Source organism: Betaproteobacteria bacterium (assembly GCA_016720065.1).
Taxonomy (GTDB): domain Bacteria; phylum Pseudomonadota; class Gammaproteobacteria; order Burkholderiales; family Rhodocyclaceae; genus SSSZ01.
On sequence record JADJXY010000001.1, the window covers coordinates 559,388 to 578,862 of the forward strand.

The 19,475-nt window shown below is 62.1% G+C and carries 17 protein-coding genes; 16 read left to right on the forward strand and 1 reads right to left on the reverse strand.

Annotated features, from left to right (window positions below; translation table 11 throughout):
* Positions 1–5: 5 nt before the first annotated feature.
* From IPM73_02710 to IPM73_02740, 7 genes are read left to right on the forward strand one after another with little or no spacing between them, the layout of a single operon-like run.
* A complete protein-coding gene (locus IPM73_02710) occupies positions 6–830 on the forward strand; it encodes a Stp1/IreP family PP2C-type Ser/Thr phosphatase (protein ID MBK8916998.1) in 825 nt (274 codons plus the stop codon).
* Between the two features lie 15 nt (positions 831–845).
* Positions 846–1,610 carry an FHA domain-containing protein gene (locus IPM73_02715; GenBank protein ID MBK8916999.1) on the forward strand — a complete coding sequence of 255 codons (765 nt, stop codon included), beginning with the start codon at positions 846–848 and terminating at the stop codon, positions 1,608–1,610.
* Positions 1,611–1,640: 30 nt separating this feature from the next.
* Positions 1,641–3,851, forward strand: a complete 2,211-nt coding sequence (locus IPM73_02720) for an adenylate/guanylate cyclase domain-containing protein (protein MBK8917000.1) — start codon at positions 1,641–1,643, stop codon at positions 3,849–3,851.
* Positions 3,852–3,853: 2 nt separating this feature from the next.
* Positions 3,854–4,621: a 3',5'-cyclic-nucleotide phosphodiesterase gene (locus IPM73_02725; protein ID MBK8917001.1), complete on the forward strand. Its 768-nt coding sequence runs from the start codon at positions 3,854–3,856 to the stop codon at positions 4,619–4,621.
* A 3-nt stretch (positions 4,622–4,624) separates the two neighbouring features.
* Complete coding sequence (locus IPM73_02730) at positions 4,625–5,668, forward strand: cyclic nucleotide-binding domain-containing protein (protein MBK8917002.1); 1,044 nt, start codon at positions 4,625–4,627, stop codon at positions 5,666–5,668.
* 1 nt (position 5,669) lies between these two features.
* Entirely contained in the window at positions 5,670–8,030 is a 2,361-nt protein-coding gene (tadA, locus tag IPM73_02735; GenBank protein ID MBK8917003.1) for a Flp pilus assembly complex ATPase component TadA, read from the forward strand.
* An 8-nt stretch (positions 8,031–8,038) separates the two neighbouring features.
* Entirely contained in the window at positions 8,039–9,637 is a 1,599-nt protein-coding gene (locus IPM73_02740) for a GAF domain-containing protein (GenBank protein MBK8917004.1), read from the forward strand.
* Between the two features lie 87 nt (positions 9,638–9,724).
* Here IPM73_02740 and IPM73_02745 read toward each other — a convergent pair.
* Positions 9,725–11,286 (reverse strand): IS3 family transposase gene (locus IPM73_02745; protein MBK8917005.1). Its coding sequence is split into 2 segments (ribosomal slippage): positions 9,725–10,848 and positions 10,848–11,286, totalling 1,563 coding nucleotides; the frame shifts between segments, so codons are not numbered across the junction.
* Between the two features lie 222 nt (positions 11,287–11,508).
* On the opposite strand from IPM73_02745, the gene IPM73_02750 reads away from it, so the two are divergent.
* From IPM73_02750 to IPM73_02790, 9 genes are all read left to right on the forward strand, one after another.
* The gene (locus IPM73_02750) at positions 11,509–11,688 is read left to right on the forward strand and encodes a prepilin-type N-terminal cleavage/methylation domain-containing protein (GenBank protein MBK8917006.1); all 180 of its coding nucleotides are present in this window, start codon (positions 11,509–11,511) and stop codon (positions 11,686–11,688) included.
* A 74-nt stretch (positions 11,689–11,762) separates the two neighbouring features.
* Entirely contained in the window at positions 11,763–11,945 is a 183-nt protein-coding gene (locus tag IPM73_02755) for a prepilin-type N-terminal cleavage/methylation domain-containing protein (protein ID MBK8917007.1), read from the forward strand.
* A gap of 46 nt (positions 11,946–11,991) precedes the next feature.
* Positions 11,992–12,360 (forward strand): hypothetical protein, encoded by a 369-nt coding sequence (locus tag IPM73_02760; GenBank protein MBK8917008.1) that lies wholly within the window; start codon positions 11,992–11,994, stop codon positions 12,358–12,360.
* Between the two features lie 81 nt (positions 12,361–12,441).
* The gene (locus IPM73_02765) at positions 12,442–13,245 is read left to right on the forward strand and encodes a hypothetical protein (protein MBK8917009.1); all 804 of its coding nucleotides are present in this window, start codon (positions 12,442–12,444) and stop codon (positions 13,243–13,245) included.
* On the forward strand, positions 13,242–14,084 hold the full coding sequence (locus tag IPM73_02770; GenBank protein ID MBK8917010.1) for a hypothetical protein: 843 nt from the start codon (positions 13,242–13,244) through the stop codon (positions 14,082–14,084). Before IPM73_02765 ends, IPM73_02770 begins: the two co-directional genes overlap by 4 nt.
* 56 nt (positions 14,085–14,140) lie before the next feature.
* On the forward strand, positions 14,141–16,048 hold the full coding sequence (locus IPM73_02775; GenBank protein ID MBK8917011.1) for a glycosyltransferase: 1,908 nt from the start codon (positions 14,141–14,143) through the stop codon (positions 16,046–16,048).
* A complete protein-coding gene (locus IPM73_02780; protein ID MBK8917012.1) occupies positions 16,041–16,943 on the forward strand; it encodes an ABC transporter ATP-binding protein in 903 nt (300 codons plus the stop codon). The genes IPM73_02775 and IPM73_02780 overlap by 8 nt, the downstream gene beginning before the upstream one ends.
* Before the next feature lie 198 nt (positions 16,944–17,141).
* Positions 17,142–19,022 (forward strand): hypothetical protein, encoded by a 1,881-nt coding sequence (locus IPM73_02785; GenBank protein MBK8917013.1) that lies wholly within the window; start codon positions 17,142–17,144, stop codon positions 19,020–19,022.
* Positions 19,006–19,452, forward strand: a complete 447-nt coding sequence (locus IPM73_02790; GenBank protein ID MBK8917014.1) for a GtrA family protein — start codon at positions 19,006–19,008, stop codon at positions 19,450–19,452. The genes IPM73_02785 and IPM73_02790 overlap by 17 nt, the downstream gene beginning before the upstream one ends.
* The last annotated feature ends 23 nt before the right edge of the window (positions 19,453–19,475 follow it).

The following is a 19,475-nucleotide window of genomic DNA, read 5'->3' on the forward strand; positions in this document are numbered from 1 at the left end:
GGACGATGAAATTGGCTGAAGTGCTGGAAGTAGTGACCCGCAGCGATCCCGGGGTCGTGCGCTCGCACAACGAGGATGCGGTATTCGGCAGCGCCGATCACGGTCTCGCCATCCTGGCGGACGGCATGGGCGGCTACAACGCCGGTGAGGTGGCCAGTGGCATGGCGACCACCTTGCTGTCCTCCAATCTTACCGGTCTGGTCCAGACGTGCAGCCCCCAGGTGCTTGATGAGGAGACCGGCAAGCGCCTGTCCCACCGTCACATCCGCGAGCAGGTGGCCGGGACCAACGAGGCGATATACAACGCTGCCCAGAGCCAGCCCCAGTACGCGGGGATGGGTACGACGCTCGTCATGGCCTGGTTCTACGACAATCTGGTCACCGTGGCCCACATCGGCGATTCGCGCCTCTACCGTCTGCGCGGCGACGAATTCCAGCAGGTTACCCGGGACCATTCGCTCCTGCAGGAGCAGATCGACAGCGGCCTCATCACCGCGGAAGACGCCAAATATTCCCAGAACAAGAATCTCGTCACCCGGGCCCTGGGCGTCGATCCCGAGGTGGAACCCGAAGTCCGCGACTATGACGTGGAACCCGGCGACATCTATCTCCTGTGTTCGGACGGTTTGAACGACATGGTCGAGGACGAGGAAATCGCCATGACCCTGCAGAGCCTTGCGTCCAATCTTCCCTTGGCAGGCGATCAGTTGATACAGATGGCAAATGACAATGGTGGCAAGGACAACGTTTCGGTTATTCTTGTCAAGGTTCGTGGCGATTTTGCAGCGCCGCGGGGCTGGTGGCAGCGCTTCCTGGCCTGGTTCAAGTGAAATGAGGATGGCAACATGGCAAAACTGATCCTTTCGATGGACGGACTGGTGCTCAAGGAAATCTCGCTCAACAAGGAGCGGGTGACGATAGGGCGCAAGCCGCACAACGACATCCAGATCGACAATCTGGCCATTTCGGGCGAGCACGCGGCCATCGTCACCATCCTCAACGACTCGTTTCTAGAGGATCTGAACAGTACCAACGGCACCCTGGTCAACGGCCAGCCGGTCAAGAAGCATTTCCTGCGTAACAACGACGTGGTCGAACTGGGCAAGTACAAGCTCAAGTACGTCAGCGAACAGCCCGCGGCCGGAGGCGGTGGGGCGGATTTCGAAAAGACCATGCTCATCCGGCCCAACGTGTTGAAGAATGCACCGGAAGCCCCCAAGCCCGCCGAGGCCGCGGCCATGGCGAAGGCCAGCGAAAGCCAGCCGGCGGGCCTCCAGGCCCCGGTGGTGCCGGGGCCCACACCGGCCGCCATTGCCGCAGGAGCGGCGACGCCCACCACCGCGGCGCCCACGGCAGCGATACAGCTCCTGACCGGTGCCAACGCCGGCAAGGAACTCGAATTGACCAAGACCCTCACCACCCTCGGGAAACCGGGAGTTCAGGTGGCGGTCATCGCCCGTCGCCCCCACGGCTTTTTCATCACCCATGTCGAAGGCGCCCAGTTCCCCATCGTCAACGGCAATGTTCTCGATTCCCAGGCCCATCAGTTGGCGGATCACGACGTGATCGAGATCGCCGGTATCAAGATGGAGTTCTTTTTCAAGACCTGACGCCCGGGATACCACCTTCGTCAGGCCAACTTGAAAAAACATCTCATCCGCTACCTGCTCGGTGCCGCCTGTGTGCTCCTGTTCGTGGGGCACGGCGCCCGGATCTGGCAGCTTCCCTTCTTTCACCTCCTCGATGGCTACCTGTACGACGTCCGCATGCGTATGTCGATGCCGGGGGGCAAGGATGACCGCGTCGTCGTCGTCGACCTGGACGAGAAAAGCCTGGCTGAAGTGGGGCGCTGGCCCTGGGGGCGCGATACGGTCGCCGAACTGGTGCGCAAACTCACGGACGATTACCGGGTCGCCGTCGTCGGCTTCGACGTGGTGTTCGCCGAGCCCGACGACAGTTCGGGGCTCAAGGTGCTGGAAAGGCTGGCGCAGGATCAACTGAAGGGCGAGAAGGGGTTTCAGGAAACCCTCCCGGCGCTGCGCTCGAGCCTCAACTTCGATCGTCTCTTTGCCGAGACCCTGAAGGGCCGGCCCGTGGTGCTCGGCTATTACTTCTCCGGCATCGATGATGCCCGGCGCAGCGGCGTCCTCCCCGCACCGGTGTGGCCCGCCGGGCAGTTCGGCAGCCGGCAGGATACCCTGCTGGACTGGAAAGGCTTTGGTGCCAACCTCGCAGAATTGCAGCAGACGGCGGCCAGTGCCGGGCACTTCAACCCCATCGTCGATTTCGACGGCGTGTCGCGCCGGGTACCCTTGGTGGTGCGGCACGAAGGCGCCTACTACGAGGCGCTTTCCCTGGCCATGGTCCGCTACCTGCTGGGCGGGGTCCCTGTCCGTCCCGGATTCCCGGAAGGCAAGGGCACCATCGAATGGCTGGACGTGGGGGGCGACAAGGTTCTGCTGCGCATCCCGGTGGACGAAAACGGTGGTGCCCTGATTCCCTATCGCGGCAATGAGCGCAGCTTTCCCTATGTTTCCGCGGCCGATGTCCTCAAGGGGCGGGTGGACGCGGCCGTCCTCAAGGGGCGTGCGGTACTGGTGGGGACTACCGCTCCGGGTCTCATGGATCTGCGCTCGACCCCCGTTGGCGCGACTTACCCCGGAGTCGAGATTCACGCCAACATGATCGCCGGCATCATGGACGGCAGCCTGCGCCAGAAGCCTTCCTACGTGCTCGGCGCGGAAGTTGTCGAGCTTCTTCTGGTGGGCGCTGCGCTGACCCTGCTGCTTCCCCTGCTCTCGCCCTTGCGCGCATCCCTGCTCACCGTTGCGGCCCTGGTGGTGGTGGTGGTGCTCAACCTGGTTCTCTGGTACGCCGGGGGCATGGTGCTTCCCCTGGCTTCCGCGCTCCTGCTGTGTTTCGTGCTCTTCGCCCTGAACATGTCCTGGGGTTACTTCGTGGAATCGAAGAGCAAGCGCCAATTTACCGAACTCTTCGGCCAGTACGTACCGCCCGAACTGGTGGACGAGATGGCGCGGGATCCCGAGCGCTACAGCATGGAAGGGCGCAAGCAGGAACTGACTGTGCTGTTTTCCGACGTGCGTGACTTCACCACCATTTCCGAAGGGCTCGACCCCAAGGAACTCACTCAACTCATGAACGACTATCTGGGTGCGATGACTGCCGTGACCCAGAAGTACCGCGGCACGGTGGACAAATACATCGGCGACGCCATCATGGCGTTCTGGGGCGCCCCGGTGACGGATCCCGAGCACGCCCGCAATGCCGTCCTGACGGCGCTGGAGATGCAGCGGCAAATGGAGTCCCTGCACGAGCCCTTCCGGGCGCGGGGCTGGCCCGAGTTGCACATCGGCATCGGCATCAATACCGGCATGATGACGGTGGGCGACATGGGCTCGCCGGTGCGCAAGGCCTATACGGTCATGGGCGATGCGGTCAATACCGGCTCCCGCCTGGAGGGACTGACCAAGAACTACGGCGTCGGCATCCTGGTAGGTGAGGGAACCAAGGCGGCGATCAAGGATATGGTCTTCCGCGAAGTCGATCGGGTGCGGCCCAAGGGCAAAGGCGAGCCCCTCGCCATCTACGAGCCGATGGGCATCGTCGGCGAGGTGACGCCGGAAACCCTGGATGAACTCAAGCTCTGGCAACACGCCCTGCGACTCTATCGCTCCCAGGAGTGGGATCAGGCCGAATTGCAGTTGCACAACCTGGCGCGTCGCTTTCCCGACCGGGGACTCTATCGTCTCTATATCGAACGTATCGCCGAATTGCGCAGCGATCCGCCCGCCGCGGATTGGGACGGCGTCACCACCTTCAAGACCAAGTAGCCATGAAACTCCGTGTACTCGGTTGCAGCGGCGGTATCGGGGGTCGGCATCTGCGCACCACCTCACTGCTCGTCGATCATGACATCCTGATCGATGCCGGCACCGGCGTCGCGGATCTCACCATCGCCGAGTTGGCCATGGTCGATCACGTCTTCCTGACTCACACCCACCTGGACCACATCGCTTCGCTCCCGCTGATGATCGACACGGTCGGTGACCGACGTAGTACGCCCCTGACGGTGTACGGCACCGAAGCAGTGCTCACCATCCTGCGCAACCACATTTTCAACTGGGCGATCTGGCCGGATTTTTCCGAAATCCCCAATGCCGCCAACCCCTTCATGCGCTTCCAGGTCATCGAGTTGGGGCAGGGGACGACCCTGTCCGGCCGACGCCTGACGCCGCTGCCGGTGGACCACACCGTACCGGCGGTGGGCTACCAGGTCGATTCGGGATCGGCGAGCCTCGTCTTCTCCGGTGATACGGGCATCTGTGATGCCTTCTGGAAGGCGGTGAACCGCATTCGCAACCTCAAGCACCTGATCGTCGAATGCGCCTTCTCCAACCGGGAGGAGCAACTCGCGCTGTTGTCCCGTCACCTGTGCCCCAAGATGCTGGCCCAGGAGCTGCAGAAGCTCGAACGGGAGTGCGACATCTACATCACCCACCTCAAGCCGGGGCAGATCGAGCTGACCATGGAGGAGATCGAGGACTGCCTCGGCGCCTTCAAGCCCCGCATGCTTCAGAACAATCAGATCTTCGAGTTCTGAACCATGAAGGCCGACATCCTGGCTCGCCTGGAACCCCTTGGCAGCCTGTCGCCGGAGCGACTGAAGGAACTCGCCGGGCTGTGCGCCATGGAGCGCTTTCCCCTGGGTGCCGACCCCCTGCTCGGGGTCGACCTGCAGAAGGTGTCGGTCTTTCTCGTCGGCGGCGAGATCAAGCTCGACCTGGCCGCCGGCGGGGTGCGGGTGCTGGTGGGTTCCTGCGAGGACGCCGTATGGGCCCTGGGCCGCAAGTCGGGGCCGATCCGGGCCAGCCGGGCCATCACCGATATCGAAGTGGTGCGCATCGACGACGACCTCCTGGACATCATGATGACCTGGGACCAGTTGTCCGCCGAGGGAAACCGGCCGCCCAAGTACGCCCAGGACAGTTCGCTGTGGAAGACCGTCACCGGCGCGATCAGCCTGCATAGCCAGCCCGGTTCGGGCCTCTCGATCCTGCCGGCGGCCAATCTCTACGAGTTGATGCTGCGCTTCGAACGCCTCAAGGTGAAGCGAGGCGAGGTGCTGGTGCGCGAAGGTGAAGTGGGGGACTACTACTTCGTCATCGAGAGCGGCCGGGCGCAGGTGACCCGGGCCATCGGCGGCAGCCAGGTCCATGTCGCCGAACTCAAGGGCGGCCAGGCCTTTGGGGAGGAAGCCCTGGTGTCCGGTGCGACCCGCAATGCCACGGTGACCATGAAGCGCGACGGGGTGGTCCTGCGCCTGGGCAAGGAGGACTTCGACGAGTTGCTCAAGGAGCCCCTCTTGCATGCCCTGTCGCGATCCGAGGCCGAGGCGCGAGTGGCGGCGGGGGCCGCCCGCTGGCTGGACGTGCGCTATCCGGCGGAATTCGCCCAGGACGGCCTGCCCTGCGCGCGCAACATTCCCTTGAACGAACTGCGGGCCGCTTTCGGCCTGCTCCAGCCCGACACCGAATACATCGTCTATTGCCAGAGCGGCCGGCGCAGTTCGGCCGCCGCCTTTCTGCTCTCCCAGCATGGTTTTCGGGCCGGCTGGCTGGAGGGCGGATTGAACGCCGGGGAAGCGTGACATGAATGCACAGAACAAGACAGAAACCGCCGGGGGATCGGACGTCGCGAGCCGTCTGGTCTTCCTCAAGAATCTCCATGGGGTGACCAACAAGATCCACGCCACCAGCGCGGTGGACGAGATCATGCTGGAGTTGTCGCCGGACATCTGCAATCTCTTCAACGCCGATCGCCTGACCATCTATGTCGTGGGCGAGGACAAGCAGGCCATCGTCTCGCGGGTCAAGACCGGCCTCAATTCCTTCAAGGACATCAAGCTCCCCATCGCCGACCAGAGTATTGCCGGTTACGTCGCGGCAACGCGCCAATTGGCCAATATCAGCGACGTCTACGATGACGTGGAGCTCAAGCAGTACAGCCCCAAGATGCAGTTTCTCAAGGAGGTGGACAAGCGCACCGGCTATCGGTCCAAGCAAATGCTCGTCGCGCCCATCCTCGACGACGACGGGGAACTCCTGGGGGTCATCCAGCTCATCAACAACCGGGCCGATGTCCCATTCCCGCCCCTGGCGGTGGAAGGCGTGGGCGAGCTGGCGAAGACCCTGGCGGTCGCCTTGACCCAGCGCCAGAAGCCGGTTTTCGTCATCCGCTCGAAATACGACTACCTGGTCGCCGACGGTGTCCTGTCGGCTCCGGACCTGGAGCGGGCCCAGCGCATCGCCCGGGAAAAGGGCGCTGACATCGAGGCGGTTCTTCAGAAGGAATTCAGCGTCAAACCCGCGGCGATCGGTGCAGCACTGTCCAAGTTTTTCGACGTGCCCTACGAGCCCTTCAGAGCCGACCGCATAAAACCCATCGATCTTCTGCGCCATATCAAGCGCGAGTACGTGGATGAAAGCCATTGGCTGCCCCTGGATGACACGCCGGAAGGGCTGGTCGTCATGGCCCCGGACCCGGAGCGGGTGCGCAATTCCCGCGTCGTCAACAACATTTTCCCCAAGAGCAAGATCGTCTATCGCGTGACCACCCATGGTGAATTCGCGCAGTCGGTAGATCAATTCTTCGGTGCCCTCTCCAACATGGGGTCGGTGGACGACCTTCTTTCCGACATGGGGGATAGCGAGGAATTGGGTGACCTCGGGGGCGACGACGCCATGGCCGCGGCCGACAACGAACTCGTTCGCCTCGTAAACAAGATCATTGTCGAAGCCTATCAGCAGGGCGCTTCTGACATCCACATCGAGCCACGGCCGGGCAAGGAAAAGACCGCCATCCGCTTTCGCAAGGATGGCTCGCTGGTCAAGTACATCGAAGTGCCGGCGTCCTACCGGGCTTCCCTGGTGACGCGGCTCAAGATCATGTGCGACCTGGATATTTCCGAGAAGCGCAAACCCCAGGACGGAAAGATCAAGTTCAAGAAATTCGGCCCCTTGGACATCGAACTGCGTGTCGCCACCATTCCGACGGCGGGCGGGGTCGAGGATGTGGTGATGCGCATCCTGGCGGCCGGCGAACCGATTCCCCTGGAACAACTTGGCCTCACCCCACGCAACCGGGAAAATCTCATCAAGTGCATCGAAAAGCCTTACGGGCTCTTTTTCGTGTGCGGCCCCACCGGTTCCGGCAAAACGACGACCCTGCACTCCGTCCTTGGTTACCTCAACAAACCCGAGACCAAAATCTGGACAGCCGAGGATCCGGTCGAAATCACGCAGAAAGGGCTACGCCAGGTTCAGGTCAACAAAAAGGCGGGCCTCGACTTCGCCACGGTGATGAAAGCCTTTTTACGGGCCGACCCGGACATCATCATGGTGGGCGAAATGCGCGATCCCGAGACTACGGGGATCGGCATCGAAGCCTCCCTTACCGGGCACCTGGTCTTCGCCACCCTGCACACCAATTCGGCGCCGGAATCGATCATCCGGCTCCTGGACATGGGCATGGATCCCTTCAACTTTGCCGACGCGCTGCTGGGCATCCTGGCCCAGCGCCTCGCCAAGCGCCTGTGCAAGGAATGCAAGGAGGCGTACCACCCCGGCCAGGACGAGATCAAGGCCCTGATCCACGAATACTGCGAGGAGCTTGCCAATACCGAGAGCTGGAAGAAGGATCCCAAGGGCTCCATGGAGGCCATCTACAAGGATTGGGGCGCCCGCTACGCCAAGGACGGCAAATTCACCTTCTACCGGGCCAGGGGCTGTCCCACCTGCAACGATACCGGCTACAAGGGCCGGGTCGGCCTGCACGAGCTGCTGGTGGGCACCGACCCGGTCAAGAAACTGATTCAGGAAAAGGCGCGGGTGGCGGAAATCCTGGCCTGCGCCCTCAATGAAAACCTGCGCACCCTCAAGATGGACGGCATCGAAAAAGTCGTCCAGGGCATCACCGACATGAAGCAGGTGCGGTCCGTGTGCATCAAATAGGAGTCGCCATGGATACCCTGGAGCAACTCTTCCGCCGCCTCGAACAGCTCAACGACATCGGGGCCTCGCTTTCCAGCGAGCGCAACGTCGACCGGCTGCTGGAAAAGATTCTGCTGGCCGCCAAGGCGATCACCCACGCCGACGGCGGGACACTCTACTTGGTCTCGGAAGACCAGCGCCATCTGCACTTCGAGATCGTGCGCACCGATTCCCTGGGCATCGCCTTCGGCGGCTCCAGCGGCGCGCCCATTTCCAGCAAGTTCGCCGACCTTCCCCTCTACCGCGAGGACGGCAGCCCCAACAACACCATGGTGGCGGCCTACGCCGCCCTCACCGGGCAGACCGTCAATATCGAGGACGCCTACAGCGCCGAAGGCTTCGATTTTGCGGGGACGCGCCGCTTCGACGCGGGCACCGGCTACCGCTCGCAGTCCTTCCTCACCGTGCCCATGAAGAATCACGAAGGGGAGATTATCGGCGTCCTGCAACTGATCAACGCCATCGATCAGGGCGACGGCCATGTGCGCGCCTTCGCCGTCACCGACCAGCGTCTGGCCGAATCCCTCGCCTCCCAGGCGGCGATCGCCCTGACCAATCGCCAGCTCATCGCCCAACTGGAAGACCTGTTCGAATCCTTCATCAAACTCATCAACACCGCCATCGACGAAAAGTCGCCCTACACTGGCGGGCACTGCCAGCGGGTTCCCGTCCTCACCATGCTCCTGGCCGAAGCGGCCGACGCCGTGACCGAAGGGCCCCTGGCCGACTTCAAGCTGACCGACAAGGACCGTTACGAACTGCGCATCGCCGCCCTGTTGCACGACTGCGGCAAGATCACCACGCCGGTGCACGTGGTCGACAAGGCCACCAAGCTACAAACCATCTTCGACCGCATCGCCCTGGTGGACACCCGCTTCGAAGTGCTCAAGCGCGACGCCGAGATTGCCCGCCTGCAAGCCATCCTGGCCGGAGAAGCCGCCGACGCCGCCACAGCGCGTTGCCAGGAGGCCATCGCCGCCCTGGAGTCGGATCGGGAATTCCTGCGCCGGGCCAACATCGGTGGCGAACGCATGAGCGACGAAGACATCGCGCGGGTGCGCCACATCGCCGCTACGCGGCGCTGGTGCGATACTGCGGGGGAGGATTCCCCCTTCCTTTCCCCCAACGAGGCGGAAAACCTCACCATCCGCGCCGGCACGCTCACCGCGGCCGAGCGGGAAATCATCAACCACCACATCGTTGCCACCATCAAGATGCTGGAGCAACTCCCCTGGCCCAAGCACCTCAAGAACGTCCCCGAATACGCCGGCGGCCACCACGAACGCATGGACGGCAAAGGCTACCCCCGCGGCCTCACCCGCGACCAGATGAGCTGGCAGGCCCGCATGATGGGAATCGCCGACATCTTCGAAGCCCTGACCGCCAAGGACAGGCCTTACAAGGAAGGGATGAAGCTCTCCCAGGCCCTGGGCATCATGCAAAAATTCAGGGAGAACGGGCATATCGACCCGGAGCTGTTCGAGGTCTTCCAGGCCGGAGATGTTTATTCAGCCTACGCGGAACAGTTTCTCGATCCCCTGCAGCGGGATGTGGAACGAGCAGGTTGAGCATCGGCGAACAGTGCCCTCCTCTCGGCACATCGTGCCGGGGACGCGCGCGAGATCCGGCGCGCGTCAAGATAGTTGTCGCCTGATTCATGCCGCCAAAGGCTGCTTATCTGTCGCTGGCGATGTTGTGTTGACCACCGAGTCGCGTTCCGGATTGAGCGTCACGGCGCCGATGGGGGCCCAGTCGCGCGTATGGCCCGACCAGCGGGCAGGGTTGCGTTCTCTCGCCTTGGTATACAACGCATGACGCGCCGCGAGAATCGCATGGTCTTCGCCGGCATGGCGCTGTGCCGGGCTGACGTAGCGGATGCCGCTGTGGCGATGATCGAAGTTGTACCAATGCACGAAGCCGGCGGCCCAGCGACGGGCGGCATCGAGATCGTCGAACCCCTTGGCCGGGAACTCGGGGCGGTACTTGGCGGTGCGGAACAGCGCCTCGGCATAGGCGTTGTCATCGGACACGCGCGGACGCGAGTACGAAGGCTTGATACCCAGCCAGTGCAGCATCGCCAACACGGTCGTGGCCTTGAGTGTGGCGCCGTTGTCGCCGTGCAGCACCGGCTTGGTATCGAGGGCCGCGATGCCCTCGGCCAGCGCCGTGCGCCGCACCAGATGCGCAGCATGGTCGGCGGCATCGGTCTCATGCACTTCCCAGCCGACGATCTTGCGGCTGTACAGATCGAGGATCAGGTACAGGTGAAACCAGCGGCCGACCACGGCAGCCGGCAGGTAGGTCATGTCCCAGCACCAGACCTGGCGCGGTGTCGTGGCGATGTGCGTAGTCGGCGGGCGCGTGGCCGCAGGCGCTCTGGCGCGACCACGGTGGGCGCTCTGCCCGTGCGCGCGCAAGACGCGGGCGAAGGTCGATTCGCTGGCGAGATAGACGCCTTCGTCGGCCAGCATGGGCACGATGCGCGCCGGCGGCACGTCGGCAAAGCGCGGCTCGTTGGCCACACGCAGCACCTCGGCGCGCTCGGCCGGGCTCAGGGCGTGCGCCGGTGCCGGACGCAGCGCTGCGGGCCTGCCGTCGCCCGCAGTGAGTCCGTCGTGGGCCTGCCAGCGCTGCAGGGTGCGCACGTCGATGCCGGCAATCTCGCAGGCGTGGCGCAAGCGGGCGCCGGCCTGGTGCGCCGTGTGGATGTCTCGGGCAAGTCGCTGGCGATCTTCGAGGCCGATCATTCGTCCTCTCCCTTGTTGAAGATCGCCGCGACTTTTTTTGACAGCACCAGCAGGGCTGCCGTCTCCGCCAAGGCTTTGTCCTTGCGCCGCAGCTCGCGCTCCAGCTCCTTGATGCGGCGCCGGTCCTGTTTGGTCTGCTGCGGGCTGGCACGGGCCTCTTCGGGCTCGGCCAGTGCCTGCGTGGCGCTTTGCCGCCAGGCTGCCAGCTCCTGCGGGTACACACCATTGGCGCGGCACCAGGCGTTCTTGCCTGCTTCGTCCATCGCTGCCGTGGTCAGCACGGCATCGAAGCGGGCGGCCGCTGTCCAGGCCCGCTCGCGAGCGGGCCTGGACAGCGCCTCGCTGCGCCAGCGTTCCAGCGTCGAGACACCAACGCCGATCTCATGCGCCACGTCGTCCAATGTCGCGCTTTCCGGCGGCAACAACTTCGCCACCGCTCTGTCCTTGAATGCTTGTCCGTATCGAGCCAATTCGTTCTTCCATCATCGCCCCCAGTTTGTCGATTCTATCGGGGCGACAACTATTCTGACGCGGGGGGGATCCTCGCGGGGGTGGTCGGAAAACGTGACGAGTTGCGGTCGGATGTGACGAAAATTGTCAGTCTGAAGGTTTTGGGGGCGGTGGAATAGCGGGTTGCGCTCCATGGTATTGGCACAATTCTGGCTTGTGGCTTCGCGCAGACAACCGGGGGAGTGCTCATGGAACGTGGATTTACCTTGATTGAATTGATGATCGTCGTGGCGATTATTGGTATCCTCGCCGCTATCGCCATTCCGCAGTTCAGCGAATACGCCAAGAAGGGGGAGGACAAGGCGGCGCAATCGGATGCGCGCAATTTTCTGACTCTGGCAATAGCGAACAAAGAACCGTGATTCAAGCTGGCATGAAATGTGTTAGTGTCCTAGCGAACGGATGATCCGTTGCTTTCTTTTAGGAGGTTATCGTTATGAAAAAGCTGCAAAAGGGTTTCACCCTGATCGAACTGATGATCGTGGTCGCTATCATCGGTATCCTGGCTGCCATCGCCATTCCCCAGTTCAGCGAGTACACCAAGAAAGGTGAGGACAAGGCAGCCCAGTCCGACGCCCGCAACTTCCTGACCGCAGCAACGGCAAATTCGTCGCAGTAAGGCCGGTTGCGCGTTGTCCATTGAATGAATAGATAGGAGATTCAAGATGAAAAAGGAAATTCTGGCTTTGGGCTTTGGCTTGGTGACGGTTCTTGCCGCGAGTACGGGTGCCAACGCCGCGACCAACGGTGCAGTTTGTGCCGGTGGGGCGGCAGGTAACGGAACTGCTGTGACTTCGGACGCCAGCACTTTTGTGAAGGTGGGCTTCACTCCGAAGTGTTCGGCCAATGTGCACATGGCTTTCGATCAGGACGGTGTCGCTCTGGGGGTCAGTTCGGGTTCTGCCAAGGGGAAGTTCACCTTCTCGGGTAATACGAACGGTGGCGCGGTGAAGGCAGGGGCGCAATGTTCGGCTGGTTGTACCACATCGGACGTCTCGACGACTACGGCGACTGCGGCGTTGAATGCCAGTTGATTGAGGTTTGCGGGCGGCACAAAGGCGCGCTCTGGCGCGCCTTTTCCATTTGGTGACTTGCGATGCGAGTGGGGGGGAGGGGTGAAGGAATTCTGCCTTTCGGCATGGAAGGCTGGTGTGCGGGGGCGTTCGATTCAGGTGATCGCCGCAATAGGGTTGTTCCTCATGGGAGTGGCCTATTTGTCAGCGTCATTCTCTCCGAGGCAGCCACAGACCGTCGCTCTCGACGTCGGTTTTTCGTTTCTTCGTATCGTTCTGGTACTTCTCGGGCTGTTCTGGGTTCAGGAGCTGATCGCCCGGGAAGTCGAGCGCAGGACTGTCATTTTTTCGGTCAGCTACCCTGTTTCGCGCAGCGCCTACCTGCTGGGGCGTTGTGCGGGAATTGCGCTGCTCCTGGCTGTGGCGGCGCTCTGTCTTGCCGTGCTGCTCTGGGGCGTGACCTTCCTGGCTGGACGGCACTACGCCCAGCAATACCCAGTGGATTTGGGCGGGCCTTTTTGGGCCACCGTCTTCGGCCTTTGGATCGATGCGATGGTGGTGAGCTGTTTCGGCGTATTGCTCTCCACCCTGTCTACCGTCTCGGTTCTTCCGCTCGCGGTGGGGATTTGTTTTGCCATTGCAGCCAAGACCGTGGGTTTCGCAAGGACCTATATTCTTTCAGGGGCAGACGGGGACGATCGGCTTGTGGCTCGCATGGCTCCGCTGCTCGATATCGTCCGCTGGATGCTCCCTGACCTCGGCCGCGTGGATTGGCGGGGATGGGCCATGTATCGCTTGTTTCCTGGTGTTGAGACCATGTTTTGGGGGGGGCTTGCGGCGATTGCTTACGGGGTAATTGTCCTGGCACTCGCGTGTTGGGCATTTCGGTACCGGGAGCTGGGGTGAATCGACGCTGGAACGGCGCGATAAAGCCCGTCGTCTTTGCGTTTGCAGCAGGACTCATCTTTTCGATTGCGATCGGGAAACTCGATCGCGCGCCGGTTGGCGACGCCACGCCTGAAATGGAGGTTGTGCTCCCGCGCATCATGCAGCTGATCCTGTCTTGGGGGGACGGCCATCTGGCGGCCAACATGGGAAGCATCCGTGCTTTGGTTGCGGACTCCAGACGCCTCGATGCGGACAGGTATCGCATTCTGGGTCGTGTCCAGTCCGACGTCGCCTGGTTCAACCCGGCGCACGAGGATAACTATTACATTGGCGCCGCCATCCTGCCCTGGAACGGGGAATTGGGCGCCGCGCAGTACGTTCTCAGACGGGCCATCGACGGTAGGCCCTTCGATGTGTGGCCAATTTTCTACTATGCCTTCAATACCCATTATTTCGAGAAGAACAGCCTGGAGGGAGCGCGCTGGCTGCGGGTGGCAGCCCAAAGATCCCAGGATGAGCAGGAGCAACTTCAATTGGAGAATATGGCAGCGCTCTGGGTGCGGAACGGAACTACTCCAGATACCGCTATTCGAGTGCTGCGGGCGATGGCTGCGGATGCGCGAAACAAAGCCTTCGGAGAATATTTGGAGCGACAGGCCGTTCGGCTGGAGAATCTCGGTCTCCTGAAAACGGAAGCAGATCATTTCGAGCGCCGGACTGGAAGGCGCCCGGCAAGCATGGAGGAACTGTGGGCCAGTCTGGGATCGACACGGAACGCGATCGTCGACCCATTTGGAGGGCGTTACGTCCTGGACGGCCATGGGATTCCAGCATTGGAAGACAACAATAAGCGGTAGGAGGCGGGATGGGCAGGCGTAGAAATGGCGGCGGGGATCGCTTACCTGCCAAGACCGTGAGCGAGATACTAAGTCTCATCCACCACGAGAGGTATGCGCTTCTGGAAGAACGCGTAGGGCAGCTCCTCAAGCGAATGGGGGGGGACGGATTCCTGTACAAGGCGCTTTCGCTGGCCCTTATCTGTCAGGGGCGCCATGTCGAGGCTCTATTGGCCGCCGACCGAGGCCTGGAGTTGGCGCCACGCGACGCAGAACTGCATTCCAATCGAGGAATCTCGTTGTCCTGCCTGGGGCGCTACAGGACGGCGCTGGCCTCGTTTCGCACCGCAATCGGACTCAACGCGAAGGATCCGGAGTTGTTCTGCAACCTCGGCGCTGCGTTGATACAGGTCCGGGACTATGCCAATGCCGTCCCGGCACTGCTTGAGGCGGTTCGCCTGCACCCGGGGGATTATCCTCAACCGGTCGGCCTTCTGGGGACGGCGCTGCAATTTCTGCGGCGCTACGCTGAAGCCTACGTTTGTTACCAGCAACTCGCCTTGCACAGTCCTCAGGATGCTGGCCTCCTTGCCGAAAAGCTGTTTTGCAGCTTGAGACTGTGTCAGTGGGAAGACTTGTCCTCCTCGTTTGAAACTCTTGGGCGCCAACTCCGGGCGGGTGCCTGCAGCGTGACCTCACCCTTTGCGTATCAGGGGATTCCGGGGCTGTCGCGAAAAGTGCTCATGGAACTGAGCCAGGTGGTGGCGCGGGCTTCGGTGACCCTGGCAAACGACGTTCCGGGTGCGCGGCTGGATGATGTCGCCGTGGCGCCCGCAAAGCGTAAATTGCGGGTCGGCTACATGTCCGCGGATTTTCGCGAGCACGCGGTGGGTTACTTGTTTAGTGGGGTGATCGAAGCGCACGACAAAGGTGAGTTTGAGTGGTTTGCCTATTCTTGTGGCAAGGGAGACGGAAGCCCGCTTGAGTCACGGTTGAGAGAAGCATTTACGGTATTTCGCGACATCTATGACATGGCACACGATCGCGTCGCGCGCATGATTCGGGACGATGGGGTCGACATCCTGGTGGATCTTTCTGGGTGGACTGTCGAAGGACGCCCCGAGGTTCTTGCGCTGCGACCTGCTCCCGTTCAGGCGACCTGGCTAGGCTACCCCGGCACTCTTGGGCACCCGATCCTTGCGGATTACCTGATCGGCGACCCCTTTGTCAGCCCCCTGGACGAGGCCGATACTTTTGCCGAAACACTCGCTCTCCTGCCCCACTGCTACTTGCCCAACGACGACACCCGCCGTATCGGGCCACGTCCTTCCCGCGAGGAAGCGGGGCTCCCGGAAAGGGGATTTGTCTTCTGTTCCTTCAACCAAAGCTTCAAGATTCAGCCCCGTATTTTTGACGTTTGGTGCCGGCTATTGCAGGAGGTGGCGGGCAGCGTGCTTTGGCTCGCGAACTACCCGGATGCCACGCGCGAGCGCCTGCGGGCGGAGGCGGAGAAACGTGGGGTTGCCGGTGAGCGCCTGATCTTCGCCGCTTTCTGCAAAGACAACGCCGATCACCTGGGGCGCCTGCAACTCGCCGATTTGGCGCTCGACACCACACCTTACAACTCCCATACCACGGGTTGCGATGCGCTGTGGGCCGGGGTGCCCCTGGTTGCAGTGCGCGGTGAGACTTTTGCCGCTTCGGTCTCGACGAGTCTCCTCCATGCGGTCGGGTTGGCCGAACTCGTTGCCGGCGACCTGGAGGGCTACTTCAGTCTCGCGCGCGATTTGGCACTTTCCCCGGAACGGCTCGTGGCCACCCGGGAGCGTCTGGCGCGGAACCGGGAGAACGCGCCGCTCTTCGATACGAAGCGCTTCGCACGGGATCTGGAAACGCTCTATCGCGAAATGTGGGCGCAACATTGCAACGGGCGGCGGGAACCCATCGTCATCGCGCCGCGCCCCTGGGAGGCGGCCCATGGCTGAAGTCGTGGTCGAAATCCGGGATTTGCGCAAGTCTTATCGAACCGGCTGGCGGCGTGCTCCGATCGAAGCGGTACGCGGTGTTTCGCTTACCATCGAGCGTGGTGAAGTGTTCGGGTTTGTCGGACCGAATGGGGCTGGGAAGAGCACCACCATCAAGACCCTGGTCGGGGCAGTGGCGCCGACCTCAGGCTCGGTGCGTATCAACGGTCGCGAGGTTGCCGATCCCGAATCCAGGCGTGGGCTGGGTTACGTCCCGGAAAACCCGTCTCTGAGCGAGTATCTGACGCCGCTTGAAGTGTTGCGCATGGGAGTCCGTATCCATGGCCTTTCCCTGGAGAATGAAACGGCGCACTGCCTCGACTGGCTCGCCCGGTTCGGACTCGAAGGCGTTGCACGACGCCGGATCCGCACCTTCTCCAAGGGGATGATGCAGCGAACCGCCCTGGCGCACGCCCTGGCCATTGCGCCGAGCCTGCTGATCCTCGACGAGCCGCTCTCCGGGCTTGATCCCATCGGCCGTCGCGAGGTGGTCGATGTTCTAGCCCAGTACCGCCACGATGGCGGAACGCTCTTTTTCTCCTCTCATGTGCTGCACGACGTGGAATCCATTGCGGATCGTTTTGGCTTGATTCACCGCGGCGAACTGGTGACAGTGCGATCCCCCCAGGAGTTGGCGGTCGAGCAGGCCGATCTTTTCGTGGTGCGCTACCACGGTACGACCGCAGTGCCCGGGGCGCGATCGCTCCAGCCTGGGCGCTTCGCGGTCGAAGTTCGGGCCCCCGATCTGCCTGCGGTCCTGACCAGCATTGCCCGGGACGGAGGTCGTTTGGCAGATGTGACCCACAAGGTATCCCTCGAGTCTGTGTTTCATCAATTGGTTACGGCTACGCACTGACCCGCCGATGTTCTTGCGTGGCACACGATGGATATGTTTCCCTGGTGGCAAACGGCCTGCGGGGAGGGAGTGCGGCACCATTCGCCGCGGGGTAAAAGACGCGGGATGGCGCTGTAGCTTCCCTGGTGGTTCTTGATCATGCCGTACCTTCGCGGAGACAGGCTCGGGGACGCGGTTTTCTGGTTCTGGGCGGGGGCTATGTGTCTGGTCATCGCAACCCCCTACATCGGCATTGACCACGATGCCCGACTCTATATGGTCGGCGCCCTTCACTTCCTTGACCCCGGTCGCTATGCGCGGGATATCTGGTTCCTCGACGGCTCGCAGGATCGCTGGTCCCTTTTCTCGCCCCTGCTCGCCCAATTCGTCAGCCTCTTCGATATCGAGGGGGGGGCCATGGTTGCGACCCTGTGCCAGGGGGGGCTCTTTCTCGTCTCCGCCTACGGCTTCAGCCGTGCGACCCTGCGCCAACCGGCAAGTCTCTTGCTGTTTCTGTTGCTGCTGGTCTATCCGATCTGTTACTCCCCCAAGGGCATGCTGTTCGTCCGCGAGGGTTTCGTCTCGGCCCGCATGGTGGGGATTGCGTTCTCCTTGCTTGGGTTGGCCGCCTGCCTTAAGGGAAGGACGGTAGCCGGAGCCCTGTGGCATGGCCTCGCCATGAGCATTCATCCCATCATGGCGGTCGGCCCTGCCGCGGTCAGTCTTCTGCTGCGCATGCCGGTGCGGGGGCAAGTCTTTGTGAGCCTCCTGGGCAGCCTCGCGCTGGGGGGCGCATTCTGGGCCGGCGCAGCGGGTGGGCTGGCAATTATGGATGCCGATTGGTGGGCCTATGTCGACCTCGCGGCCCTGGTGTCTATTGGTGACTGGATCGCCGCCAGTGCGAGCCACTGGCTCTCCCTCTTTGCCTTGCTTATTGTTGCCGGTCGGCATGGCAACAGGGGCTTGCGCCCTTTCTACCAACTCGTCGTCTTGGTGTCTGCGGTTGCGGTCCTGGTGTCAGTTCTGGCTGGCGTGTATCTCCAGGTCGCCATCCTTCTTCAGGCGCAACTATGGCGGACGCTCTGGCTTGCCTATGCGGCAGGTCTGGTTGCTCTGGTCGACCTGGGGTGCCGCCATCTCGTGCGCCGACATGCGTCTAACCGCGAGGCCAGCTTGCTTCTGGCGGCACTTGGGCTGGTATTCCCATCCTGGGGGGGCTTGTTGCTCGCCGTTTTGACGCTCGTCCATCGCGTGGCGCCCTCGTCCTTCTCCAAGCTCCTTGCCGAGTTGCGTGCCCGCAGGCTTGTGGTGCTGATCGTATCAGCGGTGCTGATTTCCATGGCGCTACCCGGCTATTTCCTCGATTGGGCATTGGCGTCGGGAAGCGTGAATGTCCCCGATCCCATGATTGATACCCTTTTAGGATTCCTGCGCACGGGGGGATATGGTCTGATGGCCGTGCTTGCCTGGCTTTTCGGACGGGGCTTGTTGGCTCGGTCGCCATGGCTTGCAACGTTGATGCTTGTCCCCCTGACGGTCACTGCCCTGATGAGCTGGGATGCTCGGCCGGCGGAAAAGCGGGCACTGGAGGATCGCTATGCGCTGAGCGGAGCGCGCAGTCGCTTTTTCGGGCTCATTCCCAGGGGAAGCGTGGTGTTCTGGAATCGTGCTGCGGAACGCGTGTGGTTCGAACTGGGGACCGCGGGTTATGCTGGTACGCTTCATTCCACGGGTATGGTATTTTCGCGGGAGAGGACGCGTTTACTGTCGGTACGTTTAATCGGGGTTGCTTTGGCGTCACGAAATCGAGAGCAGTTGGATGCAGCCATTGCGAGCGGTGCAGTCATCGAATCGCTGTTGCGCCGGGACAGCTCGGCCGAGGCGCCGATTGATCCTTTCCTGCTGGCTGCTTACGAAAGTCTTTCCTCCATGACGCCCTTCGGCTTGCGGACTCTTTGCCGCGACCGGCAGCTCGATTATGTCGTGGATACGCTCTTCGTGTCTGGCGTATCCGCGATTCCAGTGCAGGAAGAGATTCTGGGCCGCAGACAGCAATATTTTATCTATTCATGTCGAGCGTTCGATGAGATCCATCGATAGCGCCAAAGAACTCTTTGGAGGGGTTCGGCGTGGTCTTTGTGCACGTTCTGTCGGACCATCGATCACCCGCGAGTTCCTGCGATATTTTCTGGTCAGCGCATTTGCCTTGCTGGTGGACACCGGAGTTCTGCTGTTGCTTTCCGCGGTTTTGCACTATCTGCTGGCCGCGACGATCAGTTTTTGCATAGGGGCTGTTGTCCATTACCTGCTGTCTCTCATTTTTGTCTTCCGCCGGCGGCGGCTGGAGAGGCGTCAGGCGCTCGAATTTCTGCTCTACCTCGCTGGCGGGGTGCTGGCGCTGCTGGTCAATTTGGCCGTGATCGCCGGGGGGGTGGAATTGTTCTCGCTGTCGCTGTTGATGGCGAAGCTGATCGCTGCGGTTTCGTCGTTCCTGTGCGGGTTTGTTTTTCGAAAGGCGCTATTGTTTTGAACGAAGGGTGTGGAGCAATTGAA